Annotated in this window: 29 protein-coding genes and 1 riboswitch; of the genes, 20 read left to right on the forward strand and 9 right to left on the reverse strand. The window is 38.8% G+C overall.

What is annotated here, in order from left to right:
* Positions 1-15 precede the first annotated feature (15 nt).
* Positions 16-1,593 carry a hypothetical protein gene (locus LKF16_RS09095; RefSeq protein ID WP_291470704.1) on the forward strand — a complete coding sequence of 526 codons (1,578 nt, stop codon included), beginning with the start codon at positions 16-18 and terminating at the stop codon, positions 1,591-1,593.
* A gap of 91 nt (positions 1,594-1,684) precedes the next feature.
* On the opposite strand, the gene LKF16_RS09100 is transcribed toward LKF16_RS09095, so the two are convergent.
* Positions 1,685-2,482, reverse strand: a complete 798-nt coding sequence (locus LKF16_RS09100) for a DUF1828 domain-containing protein (RefSeq protein WP_291470706.1) — start codon at positions 2,480-2,482, stop codon at positions 1,685-1,687.
* A gap of 160 nt (positions 2,483-2,642) precedes the next feature.
* Positions 2,643-3,470: a MerR family transcriptional regulator gene (locus LKF16_RS09105; protein WP_291470708.1), complete on the reverse strand. Its 828-nt coding sequence runs from the start codon at positions 3,468-3,470 to the stop codon at positions 2,643-2,645.
* Between the two features lie 73 nt (positions 3,471-3,543).
* On the opposite strand from LKF16_RS09105, the gene LKF16_RS09110 reads away from it, so the two are divergent.
* The 4 genes from LKF16_RS09110 to LKF16_RS09125 all read left to right on the forward strand — a co-directional run bounded on the left by LKF16_RS09110 (position 3,544) and on the right by LKF16_RS09125 (position 7,134).
* Complete coding sequence (locus LKF16_RS09110) at positions 3,544-4,404, forward strand: arginase family protein (protein WP_291470710.1); 861 nt, start codon at positions 3,544-3,546, stop codon at positions 4,402-4,404.
* 119 nt (positions 4,405-4,523) lie between these two features.
* Positions 4,524-5,501: an Lreu_0056 family protein gene (locus LKF16_RS13100; RefSeq protein ID WP_363305523.1), complete on the forward strand. Its 978-nt coding sequence runs from the start codon at positions 4,524-4,526 to the stop codon at positions 5,499-5,501.
* A gap of 187 nt (positions 5,502-5,688) precedes the next feature.
* Positions 5,689-6,561 carry an aldo/keto reductase gene (locus LKF16_RS09120; RefSeq protein WP_291470712.1) on the forward strand — a complete coding sequence of 291 codons (873 nt, stop codon included), beginning with the start codon at positions 5,689-5,691 and terminating at the stop codon, positions 6,559-6,561.
* Positions 6,562-6,684: 123 nt separating this feature from the next.
* Entirely contained in the window at positions 6,685-7,134 is a 450-nt protein-coding gene (locus tag LKF16_RS09125; protein WP_291470714.1) for a macro domain-containing protein, read from the forward strand.
* A gap of 36 nt (positions 7,135-7,170) precedes the next feature.
* Here LKF16_RS09125 and thiE read toward each other — a convergent pair whose 3' ends face one another.
* From thiE to thiW, 3 genes are read right to left on the reverse strand one after another with little or no spacing between them, the layout of a single operon-like run.
* Positions 7,171-7,779 (reverse strand): thiamine phosphate synthase, encoded by a 609-nt coding sequence (gene thiE / locus LKF16_RS09130; RefSeq protein ID WP_291470716.1) that lies wholly within the window; start codon positions 7,777-7,779, stop codon positions 7,171-7,173.
* Positions 7,772-8,614, reverse strand: coding sequence for a hydroxyethylthiazole kinase (locus LKF16_RS09135; protein ID WP_291470718.1), 843 nt, complete (start codon positions 8,612-8,614; stop codon positions 7,772-7,774). The genes thiE and LKF16_RS09135 overlap by 8 nt, the downstream gene beginning before the upstream one ends.
* Positions 8,592-9,125 (reverse strand): energy coupling factor transporter S component ThiW, encoded by a 534-nt coding sequence (gene thiW / locus LKF16_RS09140; RefSeq protein ID WP_291471079.1) that lies wholly within the window; start codon positions 9,123-9,125, stop codon positions 8,592-8,594. Before thiW ends, LKF16_RS09135 begins: the two co-directional genes overlap by 23 nt.
* 99 nt (positions 9,126-9,224) lie before the next feature.
* A riboswitch (TPP riboswitch) is annotated at positions 9,225-9,314 on the reverse strand.
* Between the two features lie 152 nt (positions 9,315-9,466).
* Between thiW and LKF16_RS09145 the strand changes: the two genes are divergently transcribed.
* Entirely contained in the window at positions 9,467-10,219 is a 753-nt protein-coding gene (locus tag LKF16_RS09145; protein WP_291470720.1) for an alpha/beta hydrolase, read from the forward strand.
* Positions 10,220-10,294: 75 nt separating this feature from the next.
* Positions 10,295-10,537: a hypothetical protein gene (locus LKF16_RS09150; RefSeq protein ID WP_291470722.1), complete on the forward strand. Its 243-nt coding sequence runs from the start codon at positions 10,295-10,297 to the stop codon at positions 10,535-10,537.
* A gap of 31 nt (positions 10,538-10,568) precedes the next feature.
* Here the strand turns inward: LKF16_RS09150 and LKF16_RS09155 are convergent, their stop codons facing one another.
* A complete protein-coding gene (locus LKF16_RS09155; protein WP_291470724.1) occupies positions 10,569-11,405 on the reverse strand; it encodes a hypothetical protein in 837 nt (278 codons plus the stop codon).
* Positions 11,395-11,736 carry a PadR family transcriptional regulator gene (locus LKF16_RS09160; RefSeq protein ID WP_291470725.1) on the reverse strand — a complete coding sequence of 114 codons (342 nt, stop codon included), beginning with the start codon at positions 11,734-11,736 and terminating at the stop codon, positions 11,395-11,397. The genes LKF16_RS09155 and LKF16_RS09160 overlap by 11 nt, the downstream gene beginning before the upstream one ends.
* 135 nt (positions 11,737-11,871) lie before the next feature.
* On the opposite strand from LKF16_RS09160, the gene LKF16_RS09165 reads away from it, so the two are divergent.
* The gene (locus LKF16_RS09165; protein ID WP_291470728.1) at positions 11,872-12,855 is read left to right on the forward strand and encodes an aldo/keto reductase; all 984 of its coding nucleotides are present in this window, start codon (positions 11,872-11,874) and stop codon (positions 12,853-12,855) included.
* A 33-nt stretch (positions 12,856-12,888) separates the two neighbouring features.
* On the opposite strand, the gene LKF16_RS09170 is transcribed toward LKF16_RS09165, so the two are convergent.
* The gene (locus LKF16_RS09170; RefSeq protein WP_291470730.1) at positions 12,889-13,782 is read right to left on the reverse strand and encodes a LysR family transcriptional regulator; all 894 of its coding nucleotides are present in this window, start codon (positions 13,780-13,782) and stop codon (positions 12,889-12,891) included.
* Between the two features lie 119 nt (positions 13,783-13,901).
* Between LKF16_RS09170 and LKF16_RS09175 the strand changes: the two genes are divergently transcribed.
* The 8 genes from LKF16_RS09175 to LKF16_RS09210 all read left to right on the forward strand — a co-directional run bounded on the left by LKF16_RS09175 (position 13,902) and on the right by LKF16_RS09210 (position 22,558).
* Positions 13,902-14,630 carry a DUF554 domain-containing protein gene (locus tag LKF16_RS09175; RefSeq protein ID WP_291470732.1) on the forward strand — a complete coding sequence of 243 codons (729 nt, stop codon included), beginning with the start codon at positions 13,902-13,904 and terminating at the stop codon, positions 14,628-14,630.
* Between the two features lie 178 nt (positions 14,631-14,808).
* Positions 14,809-15,621 carry an oxidoreductase gene (locus LKF16_RS09180; RefSeq protein WP_291470734.1) on the forward strand — a complete coding sequence of 271 codons (813 nt, stop codon included), beginning with the start codon at positions 14,809-14,811 and terminating at the stop codon, positions 15,619-15,621.
* Between the two features lie 37 nt (positions 15,622-15,658).
* On the forward strand, positions 15,659-16,633 hold the full coding sequence (locus tag LKF16_RS09185) for a helix-turn-helix domain-containing protein (protein ID WP_291470736.1): 975 nt from the start codon (positions 15,659-15,661) through the stop codon (positions 16,631-16,633).
* Between the two features lie 79 nt (positions 16,634-16,712).
* On the forward strand, positions 16,713-17,114 hold the full coding sequence (locus LKF16_RS09190; protein ID WP_291470738.1) for a hypothetical protein: 402 nt from the start codon (positions 16,713-16,715) through the stop codon (positions 17,112-17,114).
* Positions 17,115-17,293: 179 nt separating this feature from the next.
* Positions 17,294-19,120: an FAD-dependent oxidoreductase gene (locus LKF16_RS09195; protein ID WP_291470740.1), complete on the forward strand. Its 1,827-nt coding sequence runs from the start codon at positions 17,294-17,296 to the stop codon at positions 19,118-19,120.
* A gap of 211 nt (positions 19,121-19,331) precedes the next feature.
* On the forward strand, positions 19,332-19,892 hold the full coding sequence (locus LKF16_RS09200; protein WP_291470742.1) for a 5-formyltetrahydrofolate cyclo-ligase: 561 nt from the start codon (positions 19,332-19,334) through the stop codon (positions 19,890-19,892).
* 90 nt (positions 19,893-19,982) lie between these two features.
* Positions 19,983-21,521 carry a multicopper oxidase family protein gene (locus tag LKF16_RS09205; RefSeq protein WP_291470744.1) on the forward strand — a complete coding sequence of 513 codons (1,539 nt, stop codon included), beginning with the start codon at positions 19,983-19,985 and terminating at the stop codon, positions 21,519-21,521.
* Between the two features lie 434 nt (positions 21,522-21,955).
* The gene (locus LKF16_RS09210; protein ID WP_291470760.1) at positions 21,956-22,558 is read left to right on the forward strand and encodes a sugar O-acetyltransferase; all 603 of its coding nucleotides are present in this window, start codon (positions 21,956-21,958) and stop codon (positions 22,556-22,558) included.
* An 18-nt stretch (positions 22,559-22,576) separates the two neighbouring features.
* Here the strand turns inward: LKF16_RS09210 and LKF16_RS09215 are convergent, their stop codons facing one another.
* Positions 22,577-23,458, reverse strand: coding sequence for a LysR family transcriptional regulator (locus tag LKF16_RS09215; protein ID WP_291470762.1), 882 nt, complete (start codon positions 23,456-23,458; stop codon positions 22,577-22,579).
* Between the two features lie 132 nt (positions 23,459-23,590).
* On the opposite strand from LKF16_RS09215, the gene LKF16_RS09220 reads away from it, so the two are divergent.
* Genes LKF16_RS09220 through LKF16_RS09235 form a run of 4 tightly spaced genes read left to right on the forward strand, consistent with a single transcriptional unit; the run spans position 23,591 to position 26,544 of the window.
* Positions 23,591-24,589 carry an alpha/beta hydrolase gene (locus LKF16_RS09220; RefSeq protein ID WP_291470764.1) on the forward strand — a complete coding sequence of 333 codons (999 nt, stop codon included), beginning with the start codon at positions 23,591-23,593 and terminating at the stop codon, positions 24,587-24,589.
* A gap of 15 nt (positions 24,590-24,604) precedes the next feature.
* A complete protein-coding gene (locus LKF16_RS09225) occupies positions 24,605-25,246 on the forward strand; it encodes an NAD(P)H-binding protein (protein WP_291470766.1) in 642 nt (213 codons plus the stop codon).
* A gap of 8 nt (positions 25,247-25,254) precedes the next feature.
* Positions 25,255-25,791 carry a sugar O-acetyltransferase gene (locus LKF16_RS09230; RefSeq protein WP_291470768.1) on the forward strand — a complete coding sequence of 179 codons (537 nt, stop codon included), beginning with the start codon at positions 25,255-25,257 and terminating at the stop codon, positions 25,789-25,791.
* Between the two features lie 3 nt (positions 25,792-25,794).
* Positions 25,795-26,544 carry an SDR family oxidoreductase gene (locus LKF16_RS09235; protein WP_291470770.1) on the forward strand — a complete coding sequence of 250 codons (750 nt, stop codon included), beginning with the start codon at positions 25,795-25,797 and terminating at the stop codon, positions 26,542-26,544.
* The last annotated feature ends 41 nt before the right edge of the window (positions 26,545-26,585 follow it).

The following is a 26,585-nucleotide window of genomic DNA, read 5'->3' on the forward strand; positions in this document are numbered from 1 at the left end:
AACGGGGGTCATCAAATGGACTACGAAACCGAAGTAAAAACTGCCTGGGAAAAATTTTCTAAGAGTAATGAGATTCAAAGCTTACACAATTATCCTAAGCCAATGGTCAAAGAAATTGTTTTTGCATTCGCAGAATTGATTGGTTCCGCTGGATTTAAAACATTAAAATCGTGGAACGAGGATATATTGCTTGATGCTCTAACATCGCTTTTGGAAGAGGCGGAAAAAGATGATAGTCCGGATTCTACAGAAGCTATGCTTTATTTCTATTTTATTATTCGGGCATTTCTGAATTTTGCTGCCTGGGATGGAGATTTAAGCTTATCTTCTGACGACTTAAAGACGTTAATTTACGAATTTGAAGAGGGCACCGGTTTAGCTGGGCCTCCAATTCCGTACATTAAGCATGAAATGCCTGAACCTGAAATGCCGTTTGAAGATCCTAATCTCCCGCAATGGCAAGAACACACTTATCGAGACATCATGTCCTACACACAAGCTTGGGTAGACTCCTACGTAGAAAGTCCAGCTTGGAAAAAGCGAACTAAGGGTGCTACTGAGTTCATTTTATCGACTTCACTCTCACTTCTAACTGAAGCTGCCTACGGTGCCTTTAGAAAGACTCCTAAATCTTGGACGAAAAAAGCAATTACTAGCATCATGGCGAATGAATTCGTTGCTAAATTAAGCCTCGATGATGACGAATTTAAACTAATTGTTCCGGCAATATCTGGATTATTGGACTATGTTTCTGACAATGGCTGGTTGAATAAAACGCGTTCCGAAAACTTCAAACGCTACTTAGCAGCTGGGGAACCAGAGATGCTCAAGTTGGCTAAAAATCCTGAAAATTATGGGCCGGCCAAACTTGTAGGTCGTGAGCTGATCAAAAATGGAATCGATCTCTCCGATAAAAAAGCGGTTGATGATTTTATCCAAGAAATAAACGCGAACGGTGGAATCGACAGTTTATTGGGAGATGCCAACCCGTTTGATGACGATGAATTCGATGATGATTTTGATGCAGGTCCAATTAACTTTTTAAATGACGAAGAAGATGAAAATCAGGGATTAGAAGGAGTCATAAATGATCCTCAAAAATTAGGTGCCGTTGCCGAACTTTATGATGTTGATAAAGAAAAACATTATTTAGATGAACCACGTATTGATGAGAATGGTTCGTTAAGGTGGAGCCAAAGCGTTGCTGAAAACACTCATAATTTAGGAGTTCAATATGGATTGTCTCTATGGCTTCAAAGAGACAAATACCATTTCAGCGACAAGTTTGATGCACCGGATGTTACTCGAACTATTTCTGAAGTTGTCGACGTCTTATATGCACAGACTTTAGAAACTCCGGATATTTGGAGTGTTTCTAATATTGAACATTTCGGAGCCTGGGTCAGAAAAAATCAGTCACCAGAAGATGCTCAACTGATAAGCAATATGCTAAAAATGATCGGAGATAACGGTACGTATACTACTAAGAAAGCTAACGATTTGATTGCAGCATTCAAAGGTAAAGTAGTCTCGCTTGATCGAGTTAGAAAATCAAAAGGTAAGCTACGTAAGAAGAAAAAGAGAAAGAAGTAAAATAAGGTGTCTCACATGTCGGTTGATATGCGAGACACCTTTTTACATTAATAAATTGTGCATTAGTTGGTTTAAAAATGATTATAAGCAGTCATTCAGCAAGCTCTTCTACAAAATCATTTCTTTCAGAAAAAGGAATAGGAGTGATATTTTCGGAATTAAACAAATTAATTATTTTTGAATCAATATCATCTTTTGAATCATTGATAATGATGTAGAAATTCGTTGTATTTTTAAGTACAGGCTTAGTCAGCCTTACATCGGTTGCTAGTGCTTTTGCATAATATTCATTTCTAGGAGAATTCATTACTTTGATCAATTTATCTGGTATGTCTTTTCTTCTTAGACCGGCGATTGAGAAATCGAATTTATGAGTCATTCCGGATGTACCAACAAAATTGGGATCTTCAAATGTACGTATGTTATTTTCTTCGAAAAATCGCTCGACATCAGATTTGAAGATTTCACCAACAGTATTAGAAGATAAAACAAACATATCATTTACAAACAACATCGCCTGAATAAGTAAATTTTGTGACTGTGCAAAGTCTTCAATGTTTTTGTTTATAACAAAAAGCTCGTTGTTTTCTTCATTAAGTTGAACGGAATATGAGTTTATTTGTGATTTGAGAATTGCTTTCCTTTTTTTGGACCTGGAGATATAAATCCCGTCAGTTTCTAAATCATCAAGGATATAACCACCGTCGGTAATAATATATTGGTCGCCAATTTTTTTGGCGTAAATGATTAGTGAGTCATTGTGTCGATCGAAAAAAGGGGTATCAACCCTGAGATAAGACGAATCATCAATATCATTGACTGAAAAAGATTTTGAGTAGAAATCTTTGATGTTTTGTTCTAACTTTGTTATTTCCAAATTATTGCCCATCGCTGATACCTCCTTTTATTCATTCGGCTTCCTTACGTAATTATATTGGCAGAGATAGCTTAATTCAAATATAAATTCAATTCATATTTATAGGAATATACACATCAAATTAATTCATGAAAAAATAGATTTGATATTTATTTATTTTTATAGGGGAATTCTAAGACATCTGCACTCGCAACTCACAAATAAAATCATTCTCTCCTCGGTATCCATAACGGTCGACGGAAGAAATTTCGTATACCGTACCGATGTTATTTGGATGTTTTTGAGTGAATTCTTGTTTTAGCTTTTGATAGTAATTTAAGTATTTTTTCCGACTCCAATAAAACGCAATACACAAGTAGTCGCCATCTGGGATCGATTCTAGATGGCTTTTTAGTTCGGAAATATCAGTGGTAAAAACTTGCGTGAGTATTTGCGTGTAATGTATCTCATTTAAGTTCTGATAATTTTTTAAAGGATAGCTGAATCCGTATTGCAGGTTGCCAATCGTCCCGTTTTTAATCAACAATTCATCCAATTCACTCATCTCTTTATCGGGATAATCCATGGGCGTAATTGTCTGCTGAGCAGGAATTTGAATGATCGATTGTTGCTCGATATGCCGTTGATAAACCTTTCCTAAGGGATGCTTCTGAATTTCATTCAAATCAGATAATTGTTCGATTTGACCGTTGATCAGTTGCTGACTACGTTGAAGTCGGCGAATCTGATCATCAATTTCAAGAGATTGCTGATGTAAAAAGTTAGCTAGGTCGTTGCCGGTCAAATCTAGCGACTTTCTGATTTCTTCAATCGATAACCCAGAGTACTGAAGATACTTAATGATATTGATTTGGAATACTTGACTGATTAAATAATAGCGATAGTTATTTTCGGGATTACGAGCGGCTGGTTTGATTAAATTTATCTTGTCATAATAACGCAGCGTTTGAATTGAAACGTTACAAATTTTGGCCATTTCGCCGATAGAAATATTTTTCATCATATCCTCCTTGACCCTATTGTTAGTATAGACTTTATGATTATTTCAATAAATAAATATCGAGGTAATGATTATGACAAAAACAATTAGAATAATGATTCCCGACTGGCAATCAGGCGATAATCCAGTTTATTTCTTTGGAGCCCAATTATTAAATTGGTTAGCTCCTGAAAATCCTGATCAAAAGCTGATCAAAGTTCCAGTTGCTGCACCGAAAAAGAATCAGGAACACTTGGAAAAAGAAAATGGCGTTGCTGCTCAATCTACTGTCATTGATAATGTTAAAAAAGCTCAACAAGCAATCGATACTGAATTGCCAGACAAAATTATTACGCTGGGTGGAAATTGCATGGTCTCACAAGCACCGTTTTCATATTTGCACGACAAGTATGGCGACGATTTGGGCGTGATTTGGATCGATGCTCATCCTGATATTTCCAATCCTCAAATTTTTCCAAATGAACATGCCATGGTTTTGGCGAACTTGATGGGCAAGGGCGATCCCGCAGTGTCTAAGATAGTAAAAAATTCAATTTCCAGTGATTCAATTTTGTATGTTGGCTTACAAGAACCTACAGATGATGAGAAGAAATTGCTGCCCGAATTGGGATTAAAGTATCAAGTTGAGGACAACAATCAGGTCGATATTCAAAAAATTCAAGCGTGGATCAATCAACATCATTTTTCAAAGATTGCAATTCACTTTGACATCGATGTCCTAGATAGAAATCTCTTTTTTGACCAATACTTTGATGAACCAGGTGTCACAGACTATGAAGTGTCCGGCGGAAAGCTTGATCCAGACAAGGCAATTACAATTCTCAATCAACTTGGATCTGACAATGATTTAGTGGGATTGACGATTGCCGAATATTTGCCATGGAGTGCTTTGAAATTACGCAAATTAATGGAGAACATCTCTATATTTAATTAAATTGTTGAATCATTTTGATGAACGCCTTTTTATATAAATATATTTATATTGTGAACTGAAAACTTTTGGCATAAACTTTAACTGTAGCAATTCAAAATACTGAGGGGACAGTTAATAGTATGAAAATTAGGGGATTAAGTTTAATCACACTTTTTGCAACAGGTGTATTGCTGTTATCTGGTTGTGGAAATCACAACTCGAATTCAAGCAGCAGTCCACAGACCAAAACGTCAGTTAGCAAGAGTTCTAAGAGCTCATCAGACAAGGATTCAAAGGCTCTTTGGAATGATTCAAAAGATGCACAGTTAAAGAAATTTATCGATGATTGGGCACCAACAATGCACCAGTCTTATCAAAAATTTGACGGAGAGCATACGATCAAAACATCGACTGGTATGGTTTATCCAGACGACTTGACCAAAGTTAGCGTCGATGGCTCAAATTCCTCAATTGGTTGGAGCAAGTCAGGTAAGGGCCACTATGCTTACAACGTAGTTGCCATTTATAATTACAACGGTTCACCAAACCACATCACATATTTCTTCGCCTTCCACGATGGCCAACCAGTCGCATTAGTTGACCAAAGTAGCGGTGGTACACCAGATCTAACACCAACTAAGAATAATGATGTGCAATCAACATTTGAAAGTATTGCAGGTGGAAGCAGTGCAAGTTCAAGTAGTAGTGCATCGGCAAATAATTCTAATGAAAACACTGGTAGTAGCGAAAAGAAGAATAGTTCTGACTCTGTTGTTACCGATAACGATACCATTGCCGTTATGGTCTATGAAAAGGGATTTAATGTTGAAGATGATCTTGCAAATATTCCAATTACCATTGGAGTAAACAAGGAAATGGGTAGATATGTCCTTGGAAGTGGCGGAACTGGTGCGACAACAATGACTTATTCAGCAAGTGGAAGTACTATTACGTATTGGACAAATGATTACGAGAATAGAAATTCTACTGGTGGTCCTGGTGAGAAGGAACATACAACAACAGTTCAAGAATTACAAAGGGAATTTTATGCAACCTCAAGTCAAAAGCAAGCAGTCAATGATGCTGCGTCAAGAATAAAACATATGTCTGATTTTTAGAAAACAACAAATATAATAATGGTATTGATTGTTTTCTAACTACCTATAACACTGATATTTAATTCGATTCATCAACATTCCATATAGCAAATGTTTGTATTCAATATAAAAAAGAACTAGTTTATCCATGTAAAAAATAACTATAAATTTTTTACATGGATTTTTTTTACAAGGAGTGTATACATATATGGATGAAATTAGCGCAACTAAAGCAGGTACATATGAATTTGACAAGGACTTCGTTGTTAACCGTCTAGGCTATGGTACGATGCAACTTACAGGCCCTGGCACTTGGGGTCCTTACAAGGACGGTGACCAAGCGGTCGACGTGATCAAGCATGCATTTGATCTAGGTGTCAACTTTGTTGATACAGCTGACTCTTATGGCCCTTGGAATGCGGATAATTATTTGGCAAAAGCTTTGAAAGAATATCCGGATTCAGACAAGATCTTTATTTCTGATAAGGTCGGTCAAGTTCGTGTTGGACCTAATGGTTGGGTACCAGTTGGTGCACCCGCATTTCTCCGTCAAGAAGTAGAACTTTCATTACGTAAATTTAATCGTGATCATGAAGACTTGTTGTTCTTGCATAGAATCGATTCACATTATCCAATCGAGGACCAAATCGGCGAATTGAAGAAGATGCAAGATGAGGGCAAGATTAAGCATATTGGTATCAGTCAAGTAACTATGGATGAATTGAAGTCGGCACAAAAGGTTGCCAAAATTGATGCCGTTGAAAACATGTATAACGTTGGACATCATACTGGCGACGATGCAATTGTCGATTATTGCAAGGAACAAGGAATTGCCTTCTTGCCTTGGTTCCCTCTAGATACTGGTAATTTGGCAAAACCAGACAGTCCATTGAACAGTATTGCTGAAAAATATGGCGTCAGTTCTGCTCAAATTGCTTTGGCATGGCTGTTGAAGCGTTCAGACAATATCTTGCCAATTCCAGGTACTAGTTCGGTTGAACATTTGAAGGACAATGTTAGTGCAGCCAATGTTCAATTAAGCGATGAGGATTTTAACAAGTTATCTGGCTTACAAAAATAATAAGGATTAAATATTGAGGTGCGTCCCGATAGGATGCATCTTTTTTTTGAAAAAATTTTGGAAATGGAATACGTAATTTAACTGTGTAATAAACAAATAGTTTTAATAAAAATGGAGGAAAATATGCCGCTAGAATATGTTGATCAAAATTTACTCGATAGTCCAGCACAAGTTATAGTCAACACAGTTAATACTGTTGGTGTCATGGGCAAGGGAATTGCATTGGAATGTAAAAAAACGTATCCAGATATGTTCACTAAATATAAGCAATACTGTGAAGATGGAAGCCTGACTGTGGGCAAGTTGTATCTTTATAAATCTGATGACAAGTGGATCTTAAATTTCCCAACGAAAAAGAATTGGCGCAGTAAATCTAAAATCAAATACTTGGAACTAGGTTTGCAAAAATTTGTCGAGACTTATAAACAAAAAGAGATAGAGTCGATTTCCTTTCCACAATTAGGTGCCGGAAATGGTGGCCTCAATTGGGATAAACAAGTTAAACCCTTAATGGAAAAGTATTTGGCAGACTTACCGATCAAAGTTTATATTCATATTTATCAGGAGAAATAATAAAAGGTGTGACCTACAATTGGCCACACCTTTGCTCTATCGATTTAATAATTCTTGAACAGTTTCTTCAACGTTATCAACCTTCATAATTCCACTAACCACTGCCACTCCAGCAATGGGGATGTCATGAAAGGCTTGCACATTAGTAGTCTTGATCCCGCCGATGGCAACGACAGGGATGTTGACGTTTTGTGCAATTTCATTGAGGGTTGTTATTTCAGTATGTTTAGTGATGACCTTAGTTTGTGTCGGAAAGATGGCTCCAGTTCCTAAATAATCAGCTCCTAGTTGTTCAGCTTTTTTAGCACGTGCTAAAGTTTTGGCCGAAACACCTAGAATTTTATTTGGACCGAGTAACTTTCGAGAAATTCCAATTGGCATTTCGTTGTCTCCAATGTGTACTCCTGAGGCATCGACTGCTAAACAAATATCAATCCGATCGTCAATTATCAGGGGGATTTGATAAGAATCGGTAATTTGTTTAACTTTTAAGGCTAATTCAAAAATTTCTCTAGTGGTCGCATTTTTCTCTCGCAATTGGACCATTGTCACGCCAGCACGACAAGCTTCATTGATGATCCGTAAAAATTTTTCATCAGAATAATCGTATCGAGCAGTGACTAAATAAAGACTCAGATCAAGCATGGACTGCACCTCTGATTGCTTCAAACCAATAGTCATTGTTCATTAAAAGAGATAGTTGATTGAGAGTTTGTTGACGGAAGTCAGCCAAGCCCTCGGTGATTTGACTGGCATTTTCCGCACAGATATTAAGATAACTGATGGCACTGATTCCAGCCGCCAATCCTTCGTGATTGTTCTTGATCAAGGCTGCCATCATTGCACCAACGATATCTCCAGTACCAGTAAAACGGTCGAGTTCCGGGACACCGTTATGTAGCTCAAAGCAACTGCCGTCGCAAACGACCAAATCAGTTTCACCAGTAGCAATAAAAGTAGTTTCTGGATGACGACTAGCCAGACCTTTCATGGCGTGCAACAGTTCGTCAATTGCAGCATCTGCCTGGTCTTCAATTGAGGCATCGACGCCGCGTGCTTCACTATCTAAGTTGCAAAAAGCTCTCATTTCAGAAGTATTTCCCTTAATGATCGTTGGAGCCAGTTCCGATAGTTTAAATGCCAAATTGTATCTAATTGTAGAAGATGCAATTCCCACTAGATCAACAACAAAGGGCGTATCGGTCTCATCTGCCATTTTTCCAGCTTGAAAAAGTGTCTCCTCTCGTTCTGGTGAAATGTGTCCTAGATTCAAAAATAGGCTATCAGTTTGGCTGAAAAAGTCTGAAAATTCACGGGTGTCAGAAGCCATTACTGGTTTAGCATTGATATATAACAAGGCATTAGCGACTGACTCTTCAGTGATCTCGTTGGTAATGCAGTGAACTAATGTTGCATTTTGAATTGGAAAGCTGTCTTTAACAAATTGAGTAAAAAAGTTATTTCGACTGTAATTTTCCATGTTTGGCCTCTTGGAATAAGGATTGAACACGTAGGAATGTACGCGTGTCTTTTAACTTGTACAAAACTAGAAACGCAATGATCGAACCAGAGATTGCACCACCAAAGAATCTTGGTGTATATAAGAACCAATACATACCGTTTGAATTGCCAGTGAACCATACCATGACAGGGAATGATGCCAATGAACCAATCAAACCGGTTCCGATGATTTCTCCGAGCATTGCACCCCAAATCTTATGAGTATAGCGATAGCCGATCCCAGCCAATAGGGCTCCAAAGAAGGCACCGGTTAAGGCTAGTGGTGGGATTCCCATCATCGTCATACGGATAATGGCACAAACTAATGCCATGATAGCTACATAATAAGGTCCTAACATGGCAGCACCAATGACGTTTAAAACACTAGACATAGGTGCCATACCTTCGATTCGAAAAATTGGAGAAAGTACAACATCCAAAGCAATCATCATTGCCAGGATAGTTAACTTTTGAGTCTTGGAAGAATTGATCATAAGAAACTCCTTAATAAAATTTTGAATCGAAAATTCGGGGAGCTTGACCAATAAAAAATGCCTGTCATTAATCTAATGACGGGCACAAAAAGACCATAAAATGGTTTCACATTTTCCTTCGCCGGTGTTGGCCGTGTCAGGTTCAATGGGTATAATCTCAGCGTTTGTGCACCCCAAATGTTTCGTATTCAATTGTGATTTCAGTATAGCATAAATTTTGTATATCTCATGACATTTCCACACTTATTAAAAACTTGTTAGGTTTGATATTAATAAGTTGATTCTCATATTATAATGGAATCATAGAGAACGCTTACAATCACATGAGGATGGTAAAAATGAAAGTAGAAATAACTAGAGACGGATTAACGTTACGCGGAATTTTTAATAAACCAGATACTGACAAGTTTGATTTGGTGATTCTAATGCACGGTTTCATGGGCAATAAAGGTGATTTCCCTAGTACTTTGTTGTATCAATTAGCCGAAAGTTTCGAAGACAAAGGTATGGCAACTTTGCGTTGCGACTTTGATGGACATGGCCAAAGCGACGGCCGCTTCCAAGATATGACGGTCATGAGTGAATTGGCTGATGCTCAAGCAATTTATGAATACGCCCAAAAAGTCGAAGGCGTGCAAAATATTTATTTAGTCGGTCACTCTCAAGGTGGCGTCGTCGCAAGTATGTTTGCCGGCTACTATCCAGATAAGGTCGCAAAATTGATTTTGCTCTCACCAGCAGCAACGCTTAAATCTGATGCCGAAAAGGGCGAAGTACTGGGAGTTAAGTACGACCCGGTCAATGTTCCAGACGAATTGCATGACTTTGGCAGCAAGGTCGTTGGTGGATTTTACCTGCGTACAAACAAGAGCTTGCCGATTTATGAAGTTTCAAAGCTGTATCAGGGGCCAGTTTGTCTGATCCATGGGACTGATGATAAGATTGTCGATCCAAGTGCTTCTGAAAAATATGACGAGATCTATCAAAACAGTACCCTGCATCTGTTGCCACAAGGAGACCACGTCTACACCGTTGGCAATAGCCAGCAAAGAGCAGTGAAAATCGCGACTGACTTTTTGCTAAAGAATTAAACAATTCAATTATTTTTAGTTATTCGATAATCAAATTATAATGACTTTGAAGTCAATAAAAGGAGATGTCTAATCATGATGGGTTCAACATTTTGTTCAGGTTTATTCGGTTCTGGAATGGGCTTCATGGGCGGTGGAATGTTTATCACCGGTCTAGCAGTATTAATGATCATCTTTGCGTTCGTCTACTTTTTCAGTGGCGATCATACTAAGTTAGCTAAACAAAAGAATGCCTTAGAAATTTTAAAAGAAGAATATGCTAAGGGTAATATGACCGACGACGAGTATCAAAGACGCAAGCATAATTTAGAAGGTTAAAAAAATGGAATACCAGCTGGTATTCCATTTTTTATTTCTTATTATCTTGTTGAGTTGAGTGCCAAAAGACGGCGCCAAACCAGAAGATCCCGAGAATCAATAAGATGATTGCAATCGTTGAAACTTGTTTAATAACGTAATAAGGCAAGCCAAAAGTTTTGATGATGTTCAATAGGGTGATGATCAAAATTACTGGCATTGCGGCAATCAGAATCTGTTCGTAAGTATCTGGTAAAAAGTAGATTCCAACCAAGCAGGCAACAATCACGATAACATTGACGAAGACGATACCGCCATTGTTGATGCTGAAACTCATAAATGATGGCGTGATGAATAAAATTCCGGCGAAGATAGCAATCACCACGACTCCAAAAATCCCGGCAGCGGTATATTCGATTTTTTTATTGTCGAATAGCTTGCGATAGGTAGTTTGGTGAACGAACCACATCATACCAGCGGTTAAGGCAATCATGAAGACACCGTTTAAGATAAATGGCATTAGATTGATCTCGTGATTAGAACTGCTGAATTGCGTGATCAGAGTCCAGATAACACTGATACCAAAGAGCAGGCCAATGAATTTAACACGTTCAAAAAGGCTGATCTTAGTATAGTTAGCAATCAATTCGTCGGCGACTTCAGATGGATTTTTCCCCAGATATTCTTCGGCATTTTTATAATCTTTTTGCGCATCAATGATGTCCTTGAGAATTTCCAGCAAGCTACTTTCGACTTCGTTGTCGTCATAGAAAAATCCTGCTGACCTAACGTAGATCAGTAATTTTTCATAATATTCTTTATTTTGGTCATTTAATTGCTGGCGCAATTGATTGTTTTCGTCGATTATTTTTGAAACTTTATTTGCCATTGTCGTCACCGTCTTTTGTCGAGATTATTTGATTTACTACAGTTTCAAGAGCTTGCCACTGGTCAATGAATTCGCCGATCTGGTCACGTCCTTGTTGGGTAATTGAATAGTATTTCCTGGTTGGTCCCTCAGAAGATGCCTTGCGAACGCTAGTTAATTGACCATTCTTTTCCAATTTTTGCAGGAGCGGATAAACGGTCCCGCCGATAATATCGGTGAAGCCCAGTTCTTGCAGCCGTTGGACTAACTCGTATCCGTAGACGTCTTTTTTTGAGATAACCATTAGGACGCATCCTTGCAGGACGCCCTTTAGCAATTGGGAATTATTCATGATTATTTCCTCACTAGTATGTAATACATATTAGCACTGATGAACTATTGTGTAAAGCCTACTAGTAAAAAATTTGACTTCGACTATGCTCTAACGAGTATGCTTAGTTCAATTAATACTTCTAAGGAGACTACCATGAAATATCGTAGATTTGGAAAAACTAACTTTAATGCATCTGAAGTATCGTTGGGTACTTGGCAATTAGGTTCAAAATGGGGCGACCCATTTTCAGAAGACGATGCTCAAAAGACACTTGAAGCTGCCTGGGACAACGGCGTCAACTTTTTTGACACAGCCGATGTTTATCAAGATGGCGAAAGCCAACGTGCTTTGGCAAAATTCATCAAGGGAAAAGGCGACAAGGTCTTTGTTTCCACTAAAGTCGGTCGCCGTTTAGATCCGCATGTTGCAGAAGGCTACAACGAAAAGAACTTGACGAAGTTTGTTGAAGACTGCCTCACAAATCTTGACGTTGATGCCTTGGACAACGTTTTGCTGCACTGTCCACCAACACCTGTTTTTTATGAACCAGAAGTATTTTTCACGATGGACAAGTTGAAAAAAGAAGGTAAGATCAAGAACTACGGCGTTTCAGTTGAAAAAGTAGAAGAAGCTATGAAGGCTTTGGATTACGACATTTCTTCAGTTGAAATCATCTATAACATGTTCCGTTTACGTCCAGCCGATAATTTCTTCAGAATGGCTAAAGAGCATGACGTCGGTATCATTGCCCGTGTGCCACTTGCTAGTGGGTTGTTGAGTGGTAAATACACGATGAATACAACATTCGGCAAAAACGATCACCGCACGACCAACCGTCATGGTGAAGAATTCGATGCCGGCGAAACCTTCTCTGGTGTAGATTACGCAACTGGTGTCAAAGCAGCTCAAGAGTTGGATGCTAAATTAGGCGCCGGCGACAAGCTGGCTCAAATGGCACTGAGATATATCTTGATGTCAGATGCTGTTAGCACGGTAATTCCAGGTGCATCAAAGCCTGAACAAATTGAAAAAAATGTTGCCGCAGCAGACTTGCCAGCCTTCACCCATGAACAAATGGGTATCGTCCGTGATATTTACGACAAATATATGAAGAATCCTGTGCAATATAAGTGGTAGTAAGTAGCGTCTTAAGAGAAATCTTAGGGCGTTTTATTTTGCAAAAAATTGATGCGTTTGTTCTTCAAGGAATTTCCAAAACAGCGATACTACGGCCGATGTATTGTCACGTTGTTTCATAAACGCCAAATGATTTTTAATTTTTGGTTCCAGTGGCACCGCCTTGATCTGCGGATAATCGGTGAGGTCAACCGAACCATTCATTGCGACTGAAACGCCAATGTTTTGATTGATCATATCGAGGATCAATCCTTTTTGCTGACCATCGTATGAAATTTTTGCAGACGCACAAATGTCTTGCAACTCATTATAAACAGGATTAGATTTACTGATTCCATCTTTAAAAAGCAACAATGGTTGAGTTTTTAGTTGGTCGATAGTGACACTAACCTGTTGGGATAACGAATTGTCTTTCGACATCAAGACGACTAGTTCATCGGTCTCGTTTTTCAGTAGGTTGTAGGCGGGAAAATTATTATGAAAAATGCGTGTGAAGACAACGTCAACATTTTTTTGATCTAAAGCATGTTCTAGTTGGTCGACGTTATTCTCACTGAATTTAATTTTTATTTGGGGATATTCTGCCATAAAGTTTGCCACCATCTGTGACCCTTGATAATGCGAAAATGACGGCAATTCTTGGATTATTAGCGGACGTTCTGTCAGCCAAACTTGGTCTTCAATCATTTGCTGCAGGTCGTTGGACTGTTCGAGCACTTTCTTTACTTTAGGCAAGAGCAGTTTTCCAGCGCTAGTAAGTTTTACTTGTCGATGAACCCTAATGAAGAGTTTGACGTCCCATTCTTTTTCCAAGGACATAATGTGTTTAGAAATAGTTGACTGTGACAGAAACATTCTTTCAGCTGTTCGGCTATAATTTTGCGTTTCTGCCAGATCGTTAAAAATTGCCAATTTCCGAGTATCCATAATAATCCCCCAACTATTCATAATCTGAATAGTTTAGCACTAAAACTGAATTGTTCTCTGTTTTTTGGACAATTAGACTATTGTCTGTAGTGATTTTTAGACAGCGGGGAGTTTTAGAAATGCCGATTGGCGTCATTGTTAACGTATTTTCAATTTTTTTCGGAGGACTAGGGGGTGCTCTGATTGGTCACATCATGTCCGATGAGTTTAAAAATGGATTAAACATGGCTTTTAGTATTTGTTCGATCACCATGGGAATTTACGCCATTGCTCCGATGAAAAATTTGGCAGCAGTAATTTTTGCAGTCGTGATTGGAACTGGTTTAGGTATTATTTGCCATTTTGGAAAAGCTATCAATCGTGGTGCACAAGGTATGCAACAGTTGGTATCGCACTTTTTGAGCGTTCCTAACAAAATGGACCAAGAGTTATTTGATACGACTTTAGTTACAATCATTGTTCTCTTTTGTGCTAGTGGAACAGGAATATACGGTACTTTGACTGAAGGTATCAGTGGCGATGCCACGATCTTGATTTCAAAATCGATCTTAGATTTTTTCTGTGCCTTTATTTTTGGTGCCAGCTTAGGGGCTGTCGTTAGCTTGATTGCAGTACCGCAATTTATTATTTTGATGGTGATTTTTTCACTTGCACAAGTGATTGTCCCATTGACGACACCTGATATGATTCTTGATTTCAAAGCCGCTGGTGGCGTATTGATGCTAGCCAGCGGGTTTAGAATTGCCAAGATAAAAATGTTTCCGACCGCGGATATGATCCCGATAATGCTAGTGATCATGCCAATTTCGTCATTGTGGGAAAAATTTGTCATGCCGTTGCTTCATTAATGACTTATTTGAATCGATTAAATGTCTTGGAAAAAAGTCCAAGGCATTTTTTACATGACCGTTGGCACGATTTGCTAGTAGTGTGTCACTTCATATCATTCAGAATGTCATGTTTTGACGTTACTATATATTTATCAACTAACAACAAAACAATGTTTCATTCATGGAGGATATAAATATGTCAGTTATTTTAATTACAGGTGCAAGTAGTGGTATTGGTTATCAAACAGCAGAAGTTTTAGCAAAAGAAGGCCATGTAGTGTATGGAGCTGCCAGACGTCTGGACAAATTGAATACCTTAAAGCAGTACGGTGTTAAACCAATTTCATTGGATGTTACAAACGACGAGTCAATGGAAAAAGCTGTCTCGGAGATTATCAAGCAAGAAGGTCGCATTGATGTTTTGATCAATAATGCTGGTTATGGTTCATATGGTGCAGTTGAAGATGTCGACCTAGAAGAAGCTAAGCGTCAATTTGATGTTAATCTTTTTGGAATGGCCCGTTTAACACAACTAGTTCTTCCTTATATGAGAGCACAACAAAGCGGACGCATCATCAACACTTCATCAATGGGTGGTCGAATCGTCAGCTACATGGGAGCTTGGTACCATGCTACAAAATATGCAGTTGAAGCATTTAGTGATGCATTACGTATGGAAACAGCCGACTTTGGTATCAAAGTTTCTTTGATCGAACCAGGTGGCATCAAAACTAATTGGGGCTTTATTGCGGCTGATCATTTGGAAGAATCAGCTAAAGGTGGAGCTTACGAACAACAAGCTGATAAGGCAGCAAATGGCATGAGAAAACAATATTCTTCAAACATGATGTCTGATCCAAAGATTATTTCAAAGGCAATGTCAAAGGCAGTTAATTCAAGACACCCTAGACCAAGATATCTAATTGGAATGGGTGCTAAACCTTTAGTTTTTGCAAAAACGATTTTACCGACCAGAGCATTCGATTTTATTATGAAACATGCAAGCTAAGATATAATGAAACTAATCAATAGATATAGGTGATAATATGCGGATAATGATTTCAGACCAATTTCAAGATTTTATGAAGAGTCTAGGGATCGACTTAAATGACACCTTGCAACGGGGTGGAGTTAATAAGGTCATTTGGAAAGAAAATATCGAGTTAAATGACAGCGAGTATTGGAAATTGATGAATGAATTGGATAATGAGCTGTCTGATGAAACAATCGTAAACTTCTCTGATATTAAAAAAATTAATAGTTTAATGCCATCATTTTTCGCCGCCTTATCTGCGAGAAATGGTGCCGAGGCAATTCAACGATTGGCTGATTACAAAGCTTTGGTCGGTCCTGTAAAACTCAATATAACGAAAAGCCAAACGACGACTAGTGTTCAAATTGTTGGGAATGGTATAGATTTTGAAGTGCCTAGATTCACTGTGATGACTGAACAATTGCTGTTGTTAAGTTTATTGAGAGTGGGAACTTCGGAAGATGTCAAACCAGTGCAAGTCGCTAGTAAATATCAATATGGCAAAATTTCTAACGAATTTGGAATCGAGCCGCTCATGGCCAAACAAAATACAATCGAATTTTTAAATGAAGATCTTCAAAAGAACTTCATCTCTGCAAATAATGTGATGTGGGAATTTATTCGACCAGAATTGGATCGGCGAAAACTGGAAATACAGAGCCACAAATCTTTAGTGGAGAATTTACAGGCATTGCTTTTAAAAAAGATTCCTAGTGGTGAATTTGGAATTGATGAGATTGCTGATTCTTTGAATATTAGCCGTAGGACATTACAACGAAGCCTGAAGAATTTAAATACATCATTCACGGAACAAGTCAAAATTGCTCGGCAGAGTTTGATCGAACCATTCATGAAAGATGCGTCGCTAGATTTGGTGGACGTCAGTTACTTATTGGGATATTCAGATCCAGAGTCGTTTTCACGAGCATTCAAATCATGGTATGAGCAAAGTCCATCAGCCTATCGAAAACAATTGATAACTAAATAATATTTCAAGAAAATTTCAAAATTTAATTAGCTTTCCGTATAATTAACTCATTAAATGATTTATGATTCGGGGGGGTTCCATGGTTTACGTACGTAGGGATGTTGGTAAAGCAATCGTTTTAGCATTGCGAAATATTGGTGGCAATGCGACTGCTGCTGATATCAAAAAAGAAATTGGCGACCAACAAATCGATGGTCTAACGGCTGAAGATATTAGTTATACGAAAACTAATGATCAAGGTGAATATTCGCCGTTTAATGCTGACTTTGATTTTTGCATCGACAATATGACCTCGTTAGGATACCTTGCAAAGGAAACTGCCAATCACGAATTTGTCTTAACTGAGTTAGGAAAAACCAATGATATATCAAACTTTCCCACTCCTGAACAAACTGACCAATTAAATAAGTATTGGAAAGAAAAGTATCGCGGGCATAAACCTAGCCGAGGGTTAAAAAAAGCCACTAAAGTTAAAAAATAAGATTATAGACGTTACTTGAAAGTAGCGTCTATTTTTTATATTTAGAAAAAATCTCAATTAATTAAAATTATTTAATCTTAAATTAGTCATTTACAATTAATTTATTGATTTATATTTCGACATTATGATTTATGTGCTAGTATTTCAGTAAACGCTTTCAAAGAATGGAGGGTAAGTTTATGACAAATACTAAAACATTTACAGGTAGTGCTCAAAGTTTTCACGGTCCAGTCACGGCAGTTGTGACAATCACCGATGGGAAGATCACTAACGTTGAGAGTGAAAATGTTGCTCCAAATACACCTGGCGAATTGGCTATCGATCGTATGAAAGACCAAATGGCCGAGCAACAAACAGCCGATGTTGATGCCGTTACTGGTGCATCGATCAATACGACTAACTTTAAAAAAGCTGTTCGCAAAGCACTGGCAGTCTATCGTGGCGAAATGACGAAGAAGGCCGCTTTAGACTCTAAGACGCCAGTTCCAAATGATGAAGAAAATTATGATGAGTTAAATCAACCAAAAGAATCACCAGCTAGACAACCAATTTATTACAGTGAAGGGATCCATTTCAATCATAGCTACGACATTGTCGTTGTAGGTTCTGGTGGTGCAGGATTAGCCGCTGCCGCCCAAGCTTCTCAAGATGGTCTATCAGTTTTGGTTTGTGAAAAAGCCGGTATTCCTGGTGGGACAACTAATTATTCTGGCGGCGTTATTCAAGCTGCTGGCACTAAGTATCAAAAGGAATTTACCGATTACCAAGATGATACTCCTGAAAAACACGCTAATTTGTGGATCAAAGCAGGAGAACATCGCGTAGATCATAAACTTGTCCGAGATTTAGCTTCAAACGCTCCGAAGAATATTGCTTGGCTAGCTCGTCAGGGAATCGAGTGGGAGTCTGTCTACGGTCACAACCATATTCCTTATGTCAGCGATGAAGATTTTGCTGACAGAATCCATGTATATAAAAATGGAGGCGGTATGGGTGACGGTATTATTCTCACTCAAGCTTTGTTAAAGACTGCTTTAAACAATGGTGCTGAGATTCGTTACGAATCTCCGGTAGTCTCATTGATCCAAGTTCCTGGTACTAAAGAAGTTAAAGGAGTCTGCATCAACACTAAAGAATCTGGCGACATTTATATTGAAGCCCGCGAAGGAGTTATTTTGGCGACTGCTAGCATCGACCACAACGAGCGCATGGCTCGAGACCTTAATGCTCAGCAGTATCATGACTTAAAAGATAAAGCTTGTCTTTCAATGGTGACCGATACCGGAGACGGAATTTATCTTGGGCAAATGTCAGGAGCTGGACTGGCCGGAATGGGCGGCGTGATCGACTTTGACAGTAAAACTGGTAATGCCACTGATAATCGTGTGCCAACGATGCAGTCGATATTTGTTAATAGCCAAGGTCTTCGTTTCGTATGCGAAGACGCCACATATGCCTACACTTATCGGGCAATTTTCCAACAAGAATCGCAACTTGGCGGATCGACTTACATGATTTTTGATGACGATTCAATCAAAGCTAAAGGTAGCGTTTGGACCGATGAGTCACTGAAACAAGACCTCGACAAGAACGTTGTGCAAAAAGCCGATTCAGTCGTTGACTTGGCAACTTTACTGGATGTTCCAGAAAGCAACTTGCAGAATACGTTGGACGTTTGGAACAAGAATGCTGCAAAGAAGGTCGACCCTGAATTTGGTCGTCTGACTGGGATTCATCCTTTGAAGGCTCCATTCTACGTTCATGAAAATCGTGAAGCTAACTTGGGTTCTATTGGTGGTCTCAAGATCAATACTAACTGCCAAGTTTTGGATAACAATGAACGTACTATCAAAGGTTTGTATGCTGCAGGATTGAATGCCGGAGGGTGGATCGGACCTTATTATCCAGGTTCAGGAACAGCTATTTCGGGAATCATTCATCAAGGTAGAAAAGCTGCTCAATACATTGCTGTCAAAGCACGTGTAGACGCAATGTACGACGAATAATATTAGAGATCCTCTATAAAAAAATATGCAGCGTAAACGCGTTACAAAACGCAGATTTCTCCGCTTAAAAGCAATAGGTATCTAATTCAAACTGCGAATTAGATACCTATTTACATTAATGCTCAAAATCTATTCGCATTTTGTAACGTTCTTTTTTGCATATCAATTTACTTAATTAGCTATTACCTCTATGATATTAGTACATTATTGCTTGGAGGGGATCGTTATCGATAAGAAGGAATTGCGCAAACAACAGATCAAGAATTTGCAAAAGGCTAAGAAACAGACTGTGGCTGATGGAGAAGTTTTGTTGGATAAATTACAACAGACTCCAGAGTGGCAGAATGCTGAATCGATTGCTACTACTGTCAGCAATCTTTTTGAAGTCCCAACTAAGCCCATCATCGAGGCTGCAATCCATGATGGTAAAACAGTCTATCTCCCAAAAACTATGCCACATCGGCAAATGGCCTTTTTACCATTCACAGATTATGATCAATTGATCACCAGTGCTTATGGAATCCCCGAGCCAGAATACAATGAAGAATTAGTCAATCAAGAGCCTGACTTAGTTTTGGTCCCAGGAGTCGCTTTTGCGAAAGATAGCAATTATCGACTGGGCTTTGGCGGTGGCTATTACGACCGCTATTTGAAGAAATATCAGGGTCCAACGATTGCCTTAGTGCCATCTGTGATGGAATATGAAACTGCTGAGTGGGGCGTGGACGATTTCGACGTTAAAATCGACCAATTGATCCTGGTGGAAGACTAATTTTTTCAAATAAATCATTTAATAGTGAAAAATGTATCAAACAAATAAATCGGTGCTAAACTGGAATTGAACTGTAGAGGAGGACTCGAAATGTCAAATCAAGTTTATACCGATTATTTTTTTGATAAAAAAGCTTTTGATAATCAAGATGGGGCTTATATTCCGCTGGAAACTTCGGATGCACCGGAGAAGCCATTGTTGGTCCCACCATTATTGAAGCCTGATAAAGAGACGGATGACGATATTTATTACACCGTTACCGCTCAAGCAGGAGAGACCCAAATCTTACCTGGTGAAAAAACTAAAACGTGGGGATACAATAACAGTATTTTAGGACAGACCATCGTTTATCCTGTTGGCAAACATGTCCACGTTACTTTGCAAAATCATTTGCCAGAATTAACCACTTTTCACTGGCATGGATTGATTGTTACCGGACCTTACGTTGACGGTGGGTGCCATGCTCCAGTTTATCCTGGTGAGGAAAAGAAAATTGATTTCACATTGGATCAACCTGCAGCAACTACTTGGCTGCACGCACATCCTTGTCCATCGACTGCTGAACAAGTTTGGCATGGCTTGGCAACAATGGTTTTGGTAACGGATGAACACATTAAAGATTTGCCGATTCCACAAAATTACGGTGTCGACGATATCCCAATCGTTTTGCAAGACCGTCATTTCCACGAACATAATCAGTTAGATTATCGTGCCGATTACAACCCTGACGGCGTTACTGGTCCAACAGTAATGGTCAATGGAACTGTGAACCCATACTTCGATGTCACAACTCAAAAGTTACGTTTGCGGATTCTTGATGGGGCCAATCGTCGTGAATGGAGATTGCATTTGAGCGATGACTTGCCATTTACGCAAATTGCTGGTGACAGTAGCTTGCTGCCAGAACCTGTAGAAATGACGAAATTAATGCTGACATGTGCTGAACGTGCTGAGATTGTGATTGATTTTAAGGACTATCATGATGGGGATGTAGTCACATTGTACTCAGATGACACACCATTAGTTAAGTTCAAGATTCACCAATTTGCACCAGACAACTCAGTTTTGCCAGATAAACTTTTTGACGTAAAGGCACCTAAAGTTGATCCAAAGATACCGATTAGAAAAGTTGTCATGAGCGGTATGGACGAAGGCGTCATGATCGATGGCAAGAAATTCCAAATGGGCAGAATTGACGCTACGCAACCAGTTGGACAGGCTGAATACTGGGATATTGTAAATTCAAACGACCCACAACACGGCATGGTCCATCCATTCCACATGCACGGGACTGAATTCCTAATTATTAGTAGAGACGGCAAAGAGCCATATCCTAATGAACATGGATTCAAGGATACAGTCGGCGTAAATCCTGGAGAAACTGTCAGAATATTAGTAAGGTTCGATTTGCCAGGATTATACATGTATCACTGTCACATAATAGAGCACGAGGACGGTGGCATGATGGCGCAGATCCAAGCCTACGAACCAGGCAAGCCAATGCCAAAGTACAAGTTAATGGATATGGATACATTAATGAACGCCTTCGCAAAAGAAAGAGGCATCAAGCCAGAAGACCTATGGATGGCAGGAATGGATTCTTACGAAAAGATGGGAATGAAGATGTAAACCATGGTTTGTTTCAATCAGGGCTTGACCCTTGTAAGATGCCTTTTACCTAGATGTTCATGAATAGAATTAAACCTTGGGGTGTTTCAATCAGGGCTTGACCATAGTAAGATGCACTCTACCGAGATGTTTTCTGAATCTGTTTTTAAAATCAGAATACTTCTGATTGCCCAAATAACAGACGTCACCTTGATGTTCACGAACAAGTTTGTTTCAGTCAGGGCTTGACCTTGACTCTAGTACAATGCACTCTACCGAGATGTTTGCTGAATCTGTTTTTAAAATCAGAATACTTCTGATAGATAAATAACAGACAATACTAGATTTTCATGACCGATCCAGTTTTAATCTCTTATCTCTCAAAAAAACGAAGTATATAATAGTACTAAATTATTAATCCATGCTGATTGCATGGATTTTTTCGTGAGGTAAACATGGACTATTTAAAATTAATGCAGTCTGATCAATCGTTTGTTTCTAGTCAATTCGAGATGCCAACTGAAAAGCAAATGGTCGCTAAAGAATTATGTTGGGAAATGAATAACCTTCGTCCTAGCGAGACTGAGAAAAAAGCTGAGTTGGTGAAAAAACTATTCGGCGATTCAACTGACTTAACTTTCATTGAATCAAATTTTCACTGTGATTACGGCTTTAACATTCACTTTGGTGGATTAGCAGTGGTCAATTACAACTGCACAATGTTGGATACGTCACCAATCCATATCGGAGCAGGCGCCTTTATTGCACCCAACGTTGTTCTAGCCTGTGCAGGACATTCGTTAGATGCAAAACAACGAACTGAAGAAGGTATCGGATCAAGTGCTCCCATTACTCTAAAAAATAATGTCTGGCTCGGTGCCAACGTATCAGTCCTTGCAGGAGTGACAATCGGTGAAAATTCGGTCATCGGTGCCGGCAGCGTTGTGACTGAAGATATCCCAGATAACGTTGTAGCAATGGGCAGCCCATGTCGGGTAGTCAGAAAGATAACTGAAAAAGATAGATTAGAACTGAAAAAAGCTAACGACAAATTTTAAAAACTGTCGTTAGCTTTTTTATTTCATAAATTGAATCGATGACTTTATTTGTTTAAGAAATTCGATTGCAGAGTCTGACATTGGTGATTTCTTAGACCAAATCAAACTTACACCGGCTGTTTGTGCCGGAGATAAAGGTACAAAAGTCAGATTTGTTCCGTTCAAATTTATTACGCCATCAATACAAAAGGCATATCCAAGCCCTGATCTGACGAGAACGATAGCATTTGTTAATAAATTATATGTTGCCACAATGTTGTAGTCATCGAGATTATGACCTAGCCATTTCTCTAAGTCTCCGGTGACACCGCCTTGTTGGGAAATGATGAGACTAATATTTTTCAAGTCCTCAGGTTTAATCGCTTTTTGTGTCGCCAGTTTGGATGATTTTGGCATAATCAATCCCCAAGTAGCCTGACCAGGTAATTTTAAAAAATTGTAATCCCCATTATTTGAGGGATCAAGCACGATGCCGAAGTCTAATAGCCCAGAATCAATTTGTTTGTGAACCTCGTCAGCATTTTCACTAATAATATTCGTGATTATTTTCGGATATTTGTCATGCAGTTGTGTAACGGCACGTCCGATAGATCGCATGTTTTGTGTTTCGGCACCACCAATAAATAAAGAACCCTCAATTTCATGTGATTGATGCAAGTTGTTTACAGTCTTGTTTGCTAAGGTCAAAATTTGCCTTGCTTGGTTGAGTAGGTATTCCCCATCTTTAGTCAGAGTTATCTCACGATTTCCTCGCGTGAATAGTTTTGTTCCTAATTCTTCTTCGAGGTCTTTTAATTGTCTAGAAATAGTAGGTTGGGAAACGTGTAATCGTTCAGAAGCATTGCTAATGTTCTTTTCCTGAGCAACTGCTAAGAAGTAATTTAAAACTCTCAGATCCATGATTCACACATAACTAAAACGTATAGTTATCCTTTCACTTTAAGTATTAGACATAGTAGGAATTCAATTTTATTATAATCATTGTTAATTGATATTTGAAACGTTAATTGCAAAATTTTGGAGGGATTTGTTATGGAAGACACAAGAGTTTTTGAAATTTACCCAGAAATTGAGATGCAACCTGTCACATTCAAAAATAGATTTGGAATTACTTTAGCAGGACATTTGTATTTGCCAACGGATTATAAAAATAAACAATCTGCTGCAATTGTAGTAAGTGGACCATTCGGAGCAGTTAAAGAACAATCATCAGGTCTCTATGCACAAGAATTTGCCAAAATGGGATTTGTATCTGTCGCATTTGATCCATCTTATACTGGTGAGAGTTCTGGAAGTCCTAGAAACGTTGCTTCACCAGATATTTCGACTGAGGATTTTAGTGCCGGTGTAGACTTTCTAGGTCTACTGGACTATGTCGATCGTGAACGAATTGGCGTTATGGCCATTTGTGGATTAAGTGGCATGGCTTTAACTGCTGCCGGAACGGACAAGCGAATCAAAGCAATTGCGACTGCCTCAATGTACGACATGTCAAGAAGCGTTAGCCGTGGTTATCAAGATAGTTATACCAAGGCAGAACGAGATAAAATCATGAACTATATTAGTCAACAAAGATGGGAAGATGCTGAAAGTGGCACTTATGCCGTAGGACCTCATGAAGTAATGTTTGATCCTGATGGCAACGTAATTAAAAGTAAGGGTCTTCCTGAAAAATTAACTCCAGAAATTGATAATCCAATCTTGCATGGTTTCTATGAATACTACAAAACTCCTCGTGGGTATCATCCAAGATCAATCAATTCAACGACTGCCTGGACAGCAATAACCCCATTTTCTTTCTTCAATTTTCCATTAATGACGAATATCAAAGAAATTTCACCACGTCCGATCATGTTGATTGCAGGTGAGAATGCACATTCCCTCTATTATTCAGAAGATGCATACAAAGCTGCTGATGAACCGAAAGAATTAGTCGTTGTACCTGGAGCAGACCATTGTGCTTTATATGATCAAAAAGACAAAATACCATTTGAAAAACTAGATGAATTTTTTACAAAGAATTTGAAGTAATTGGAGGAAATTGAATTGTCAAAAATCATTATCATCGGTGCCCACGGTGGTACCGCAAGGATCGTAACTGAGAGATTGTTGTCGGAAACTTCTGATGAATTGGTTTTGTTCCTCAGAAACTCTTCTCGTTTAAGTCAATACAAAGACAACCCTCGAGTGACTCTGGTTGAAGGGGATGTCTTAAACACTGAGGACTTGGCTAGATCTATGTCAGATGCTGACATCGTTTATTCTAATGTGGGTGGAACTGACCTTGAGAAACAAACAGCAAGCATCATCAAAGCCATGGACCAAACTGGGAAGAAACGTTTACTTTTCATCAGTGCCTTAGGAGCACGTCATGAGGTCCCTGGAAAATTTGGCGAATGGAACGAACAGGCTATCAGTGCCTTTTTGCCAGGATTTAGAGCTTCTGCCAAATTGCTCGATGACTCAGATATTGATTTTACCGAGATTCGTCCAGCTTGGTTGACGGACAATCAAGAAATCAAATATGAAACAACAGATGAAACTGAAAAATTTAAAGGAACGGAAGTTTCCAGAGCTAGTGTCGCTGACTTCGTCATTAATGTAATTGCTGATCCGGCTCAATATGAACGAGCAAGCGTGGGATTAGATAAACCAGGAACAGAAGGCGACAAACCTAGCTGGACTTAGGAGAATATATGCCAGAAAAAATTGATTTGAATTCGAAACAATATCAAGAGATCCAAAAAGTGATCGATAAAAACTTGGAGTTAGTCCAAGAGTTAAATTCAATTCCACATACAATAGATGAAACTCGCAAAATCGTTAGTGAGATCATTGGTGAAAAAATCGATGACTCGGTAGAAATTAGATTGCCATTTCAAACTGATTTTGGTGCCAATCTACATATCGGTAAGAATGTTTATATCAACAATGGTTCGATGTTTACCGACATGGGTGGAATTTATTTAGATGATAACGTGCTGATTGGACCCAATGTGACCATTGCATCAGTCAATCATCACATAGAACCTGATCAAAGAAGAAACCTGGTCTTAAAGCCAGTCCATATCGGAAAAAATGCTTGGCTTGGTGCCGGAGTTATCGTCACACCGGGCGTCACGATTGGTGAAAATGCAGTAGTAGGTGCTGGCGCAGTTGTCACTAAAGATGTTGAAAAAAATACCATCGTTGCTGGAGTTCCAGCAAAACAAATCAAAAAAATCGAGGAATAATATATGTCCATAAAAGATAAAGTGGTTGTAATTATGGGAGCTTCAAGTGGTATTGGTGAAGCAACGGCTAATTTATTAGCTCAAAAAGGTGCTAAATTAACTATTGCTGCTCGTAGAATGAATCGCTTAGAAGAAATCGTTCAACACAATGTTGGTGCAGAAATTTTGCCGGTCGAAGCTGATGTTTCAAGGGCTGATGAAGTTCAAAATGTGATTGACAAAACAGTCGAGAAATATGGCCGTGTTGATGTTATGTTCAACAATGCCGGAATTATGCCTGTTAATAATTTAGCTGAAATAGCTCGTGATGAATGGCAAAATATCGCCGATATCAATGTGAAAGGTGTCTTAAATGGGATTGCATCAGTACTCCCAGTTATGAAAAAACAGAAGAGTGGTCATGTGATCACAACTTCATCAGTTTTGGGATATGAAGTGTTACCTGGATATGCAGCTTATTCAGGCAGTAAATATGCAGTTCGTGCAATTATGGAAGGTCTACGTCAAGAAGAACGAAGCAATAACATCAAGACAACGGTAATTGCCCCAGGTACTGTCAAAACCGAATTGTTCAACTCAATCAATAATCAAGAAATCAAGGAACAATTGGAAAGTATGTCCGATATGCCAGGCGCCGATATGCAAGCTATGCAGCCAGAAGAAATTGCTCAAGCCGTTGCTTTTGTGATCGATACGCCAGCCAATATGGCCGTGAATGAAATGGTCATCAGACCAACCGGACAAGAAGTTTAATCTGAGTGTACTTTTTATCGAAAATTGCAAGCGTTTTATAA

This window comes from Companilactobacillus sp. (assembly GCF_022484265.1).
Taxonomy (GTDB): Bacteria; Bacillota; Bacilli; order Lactobacillales; family Lactobacillaceae; genus Companilactobacillus.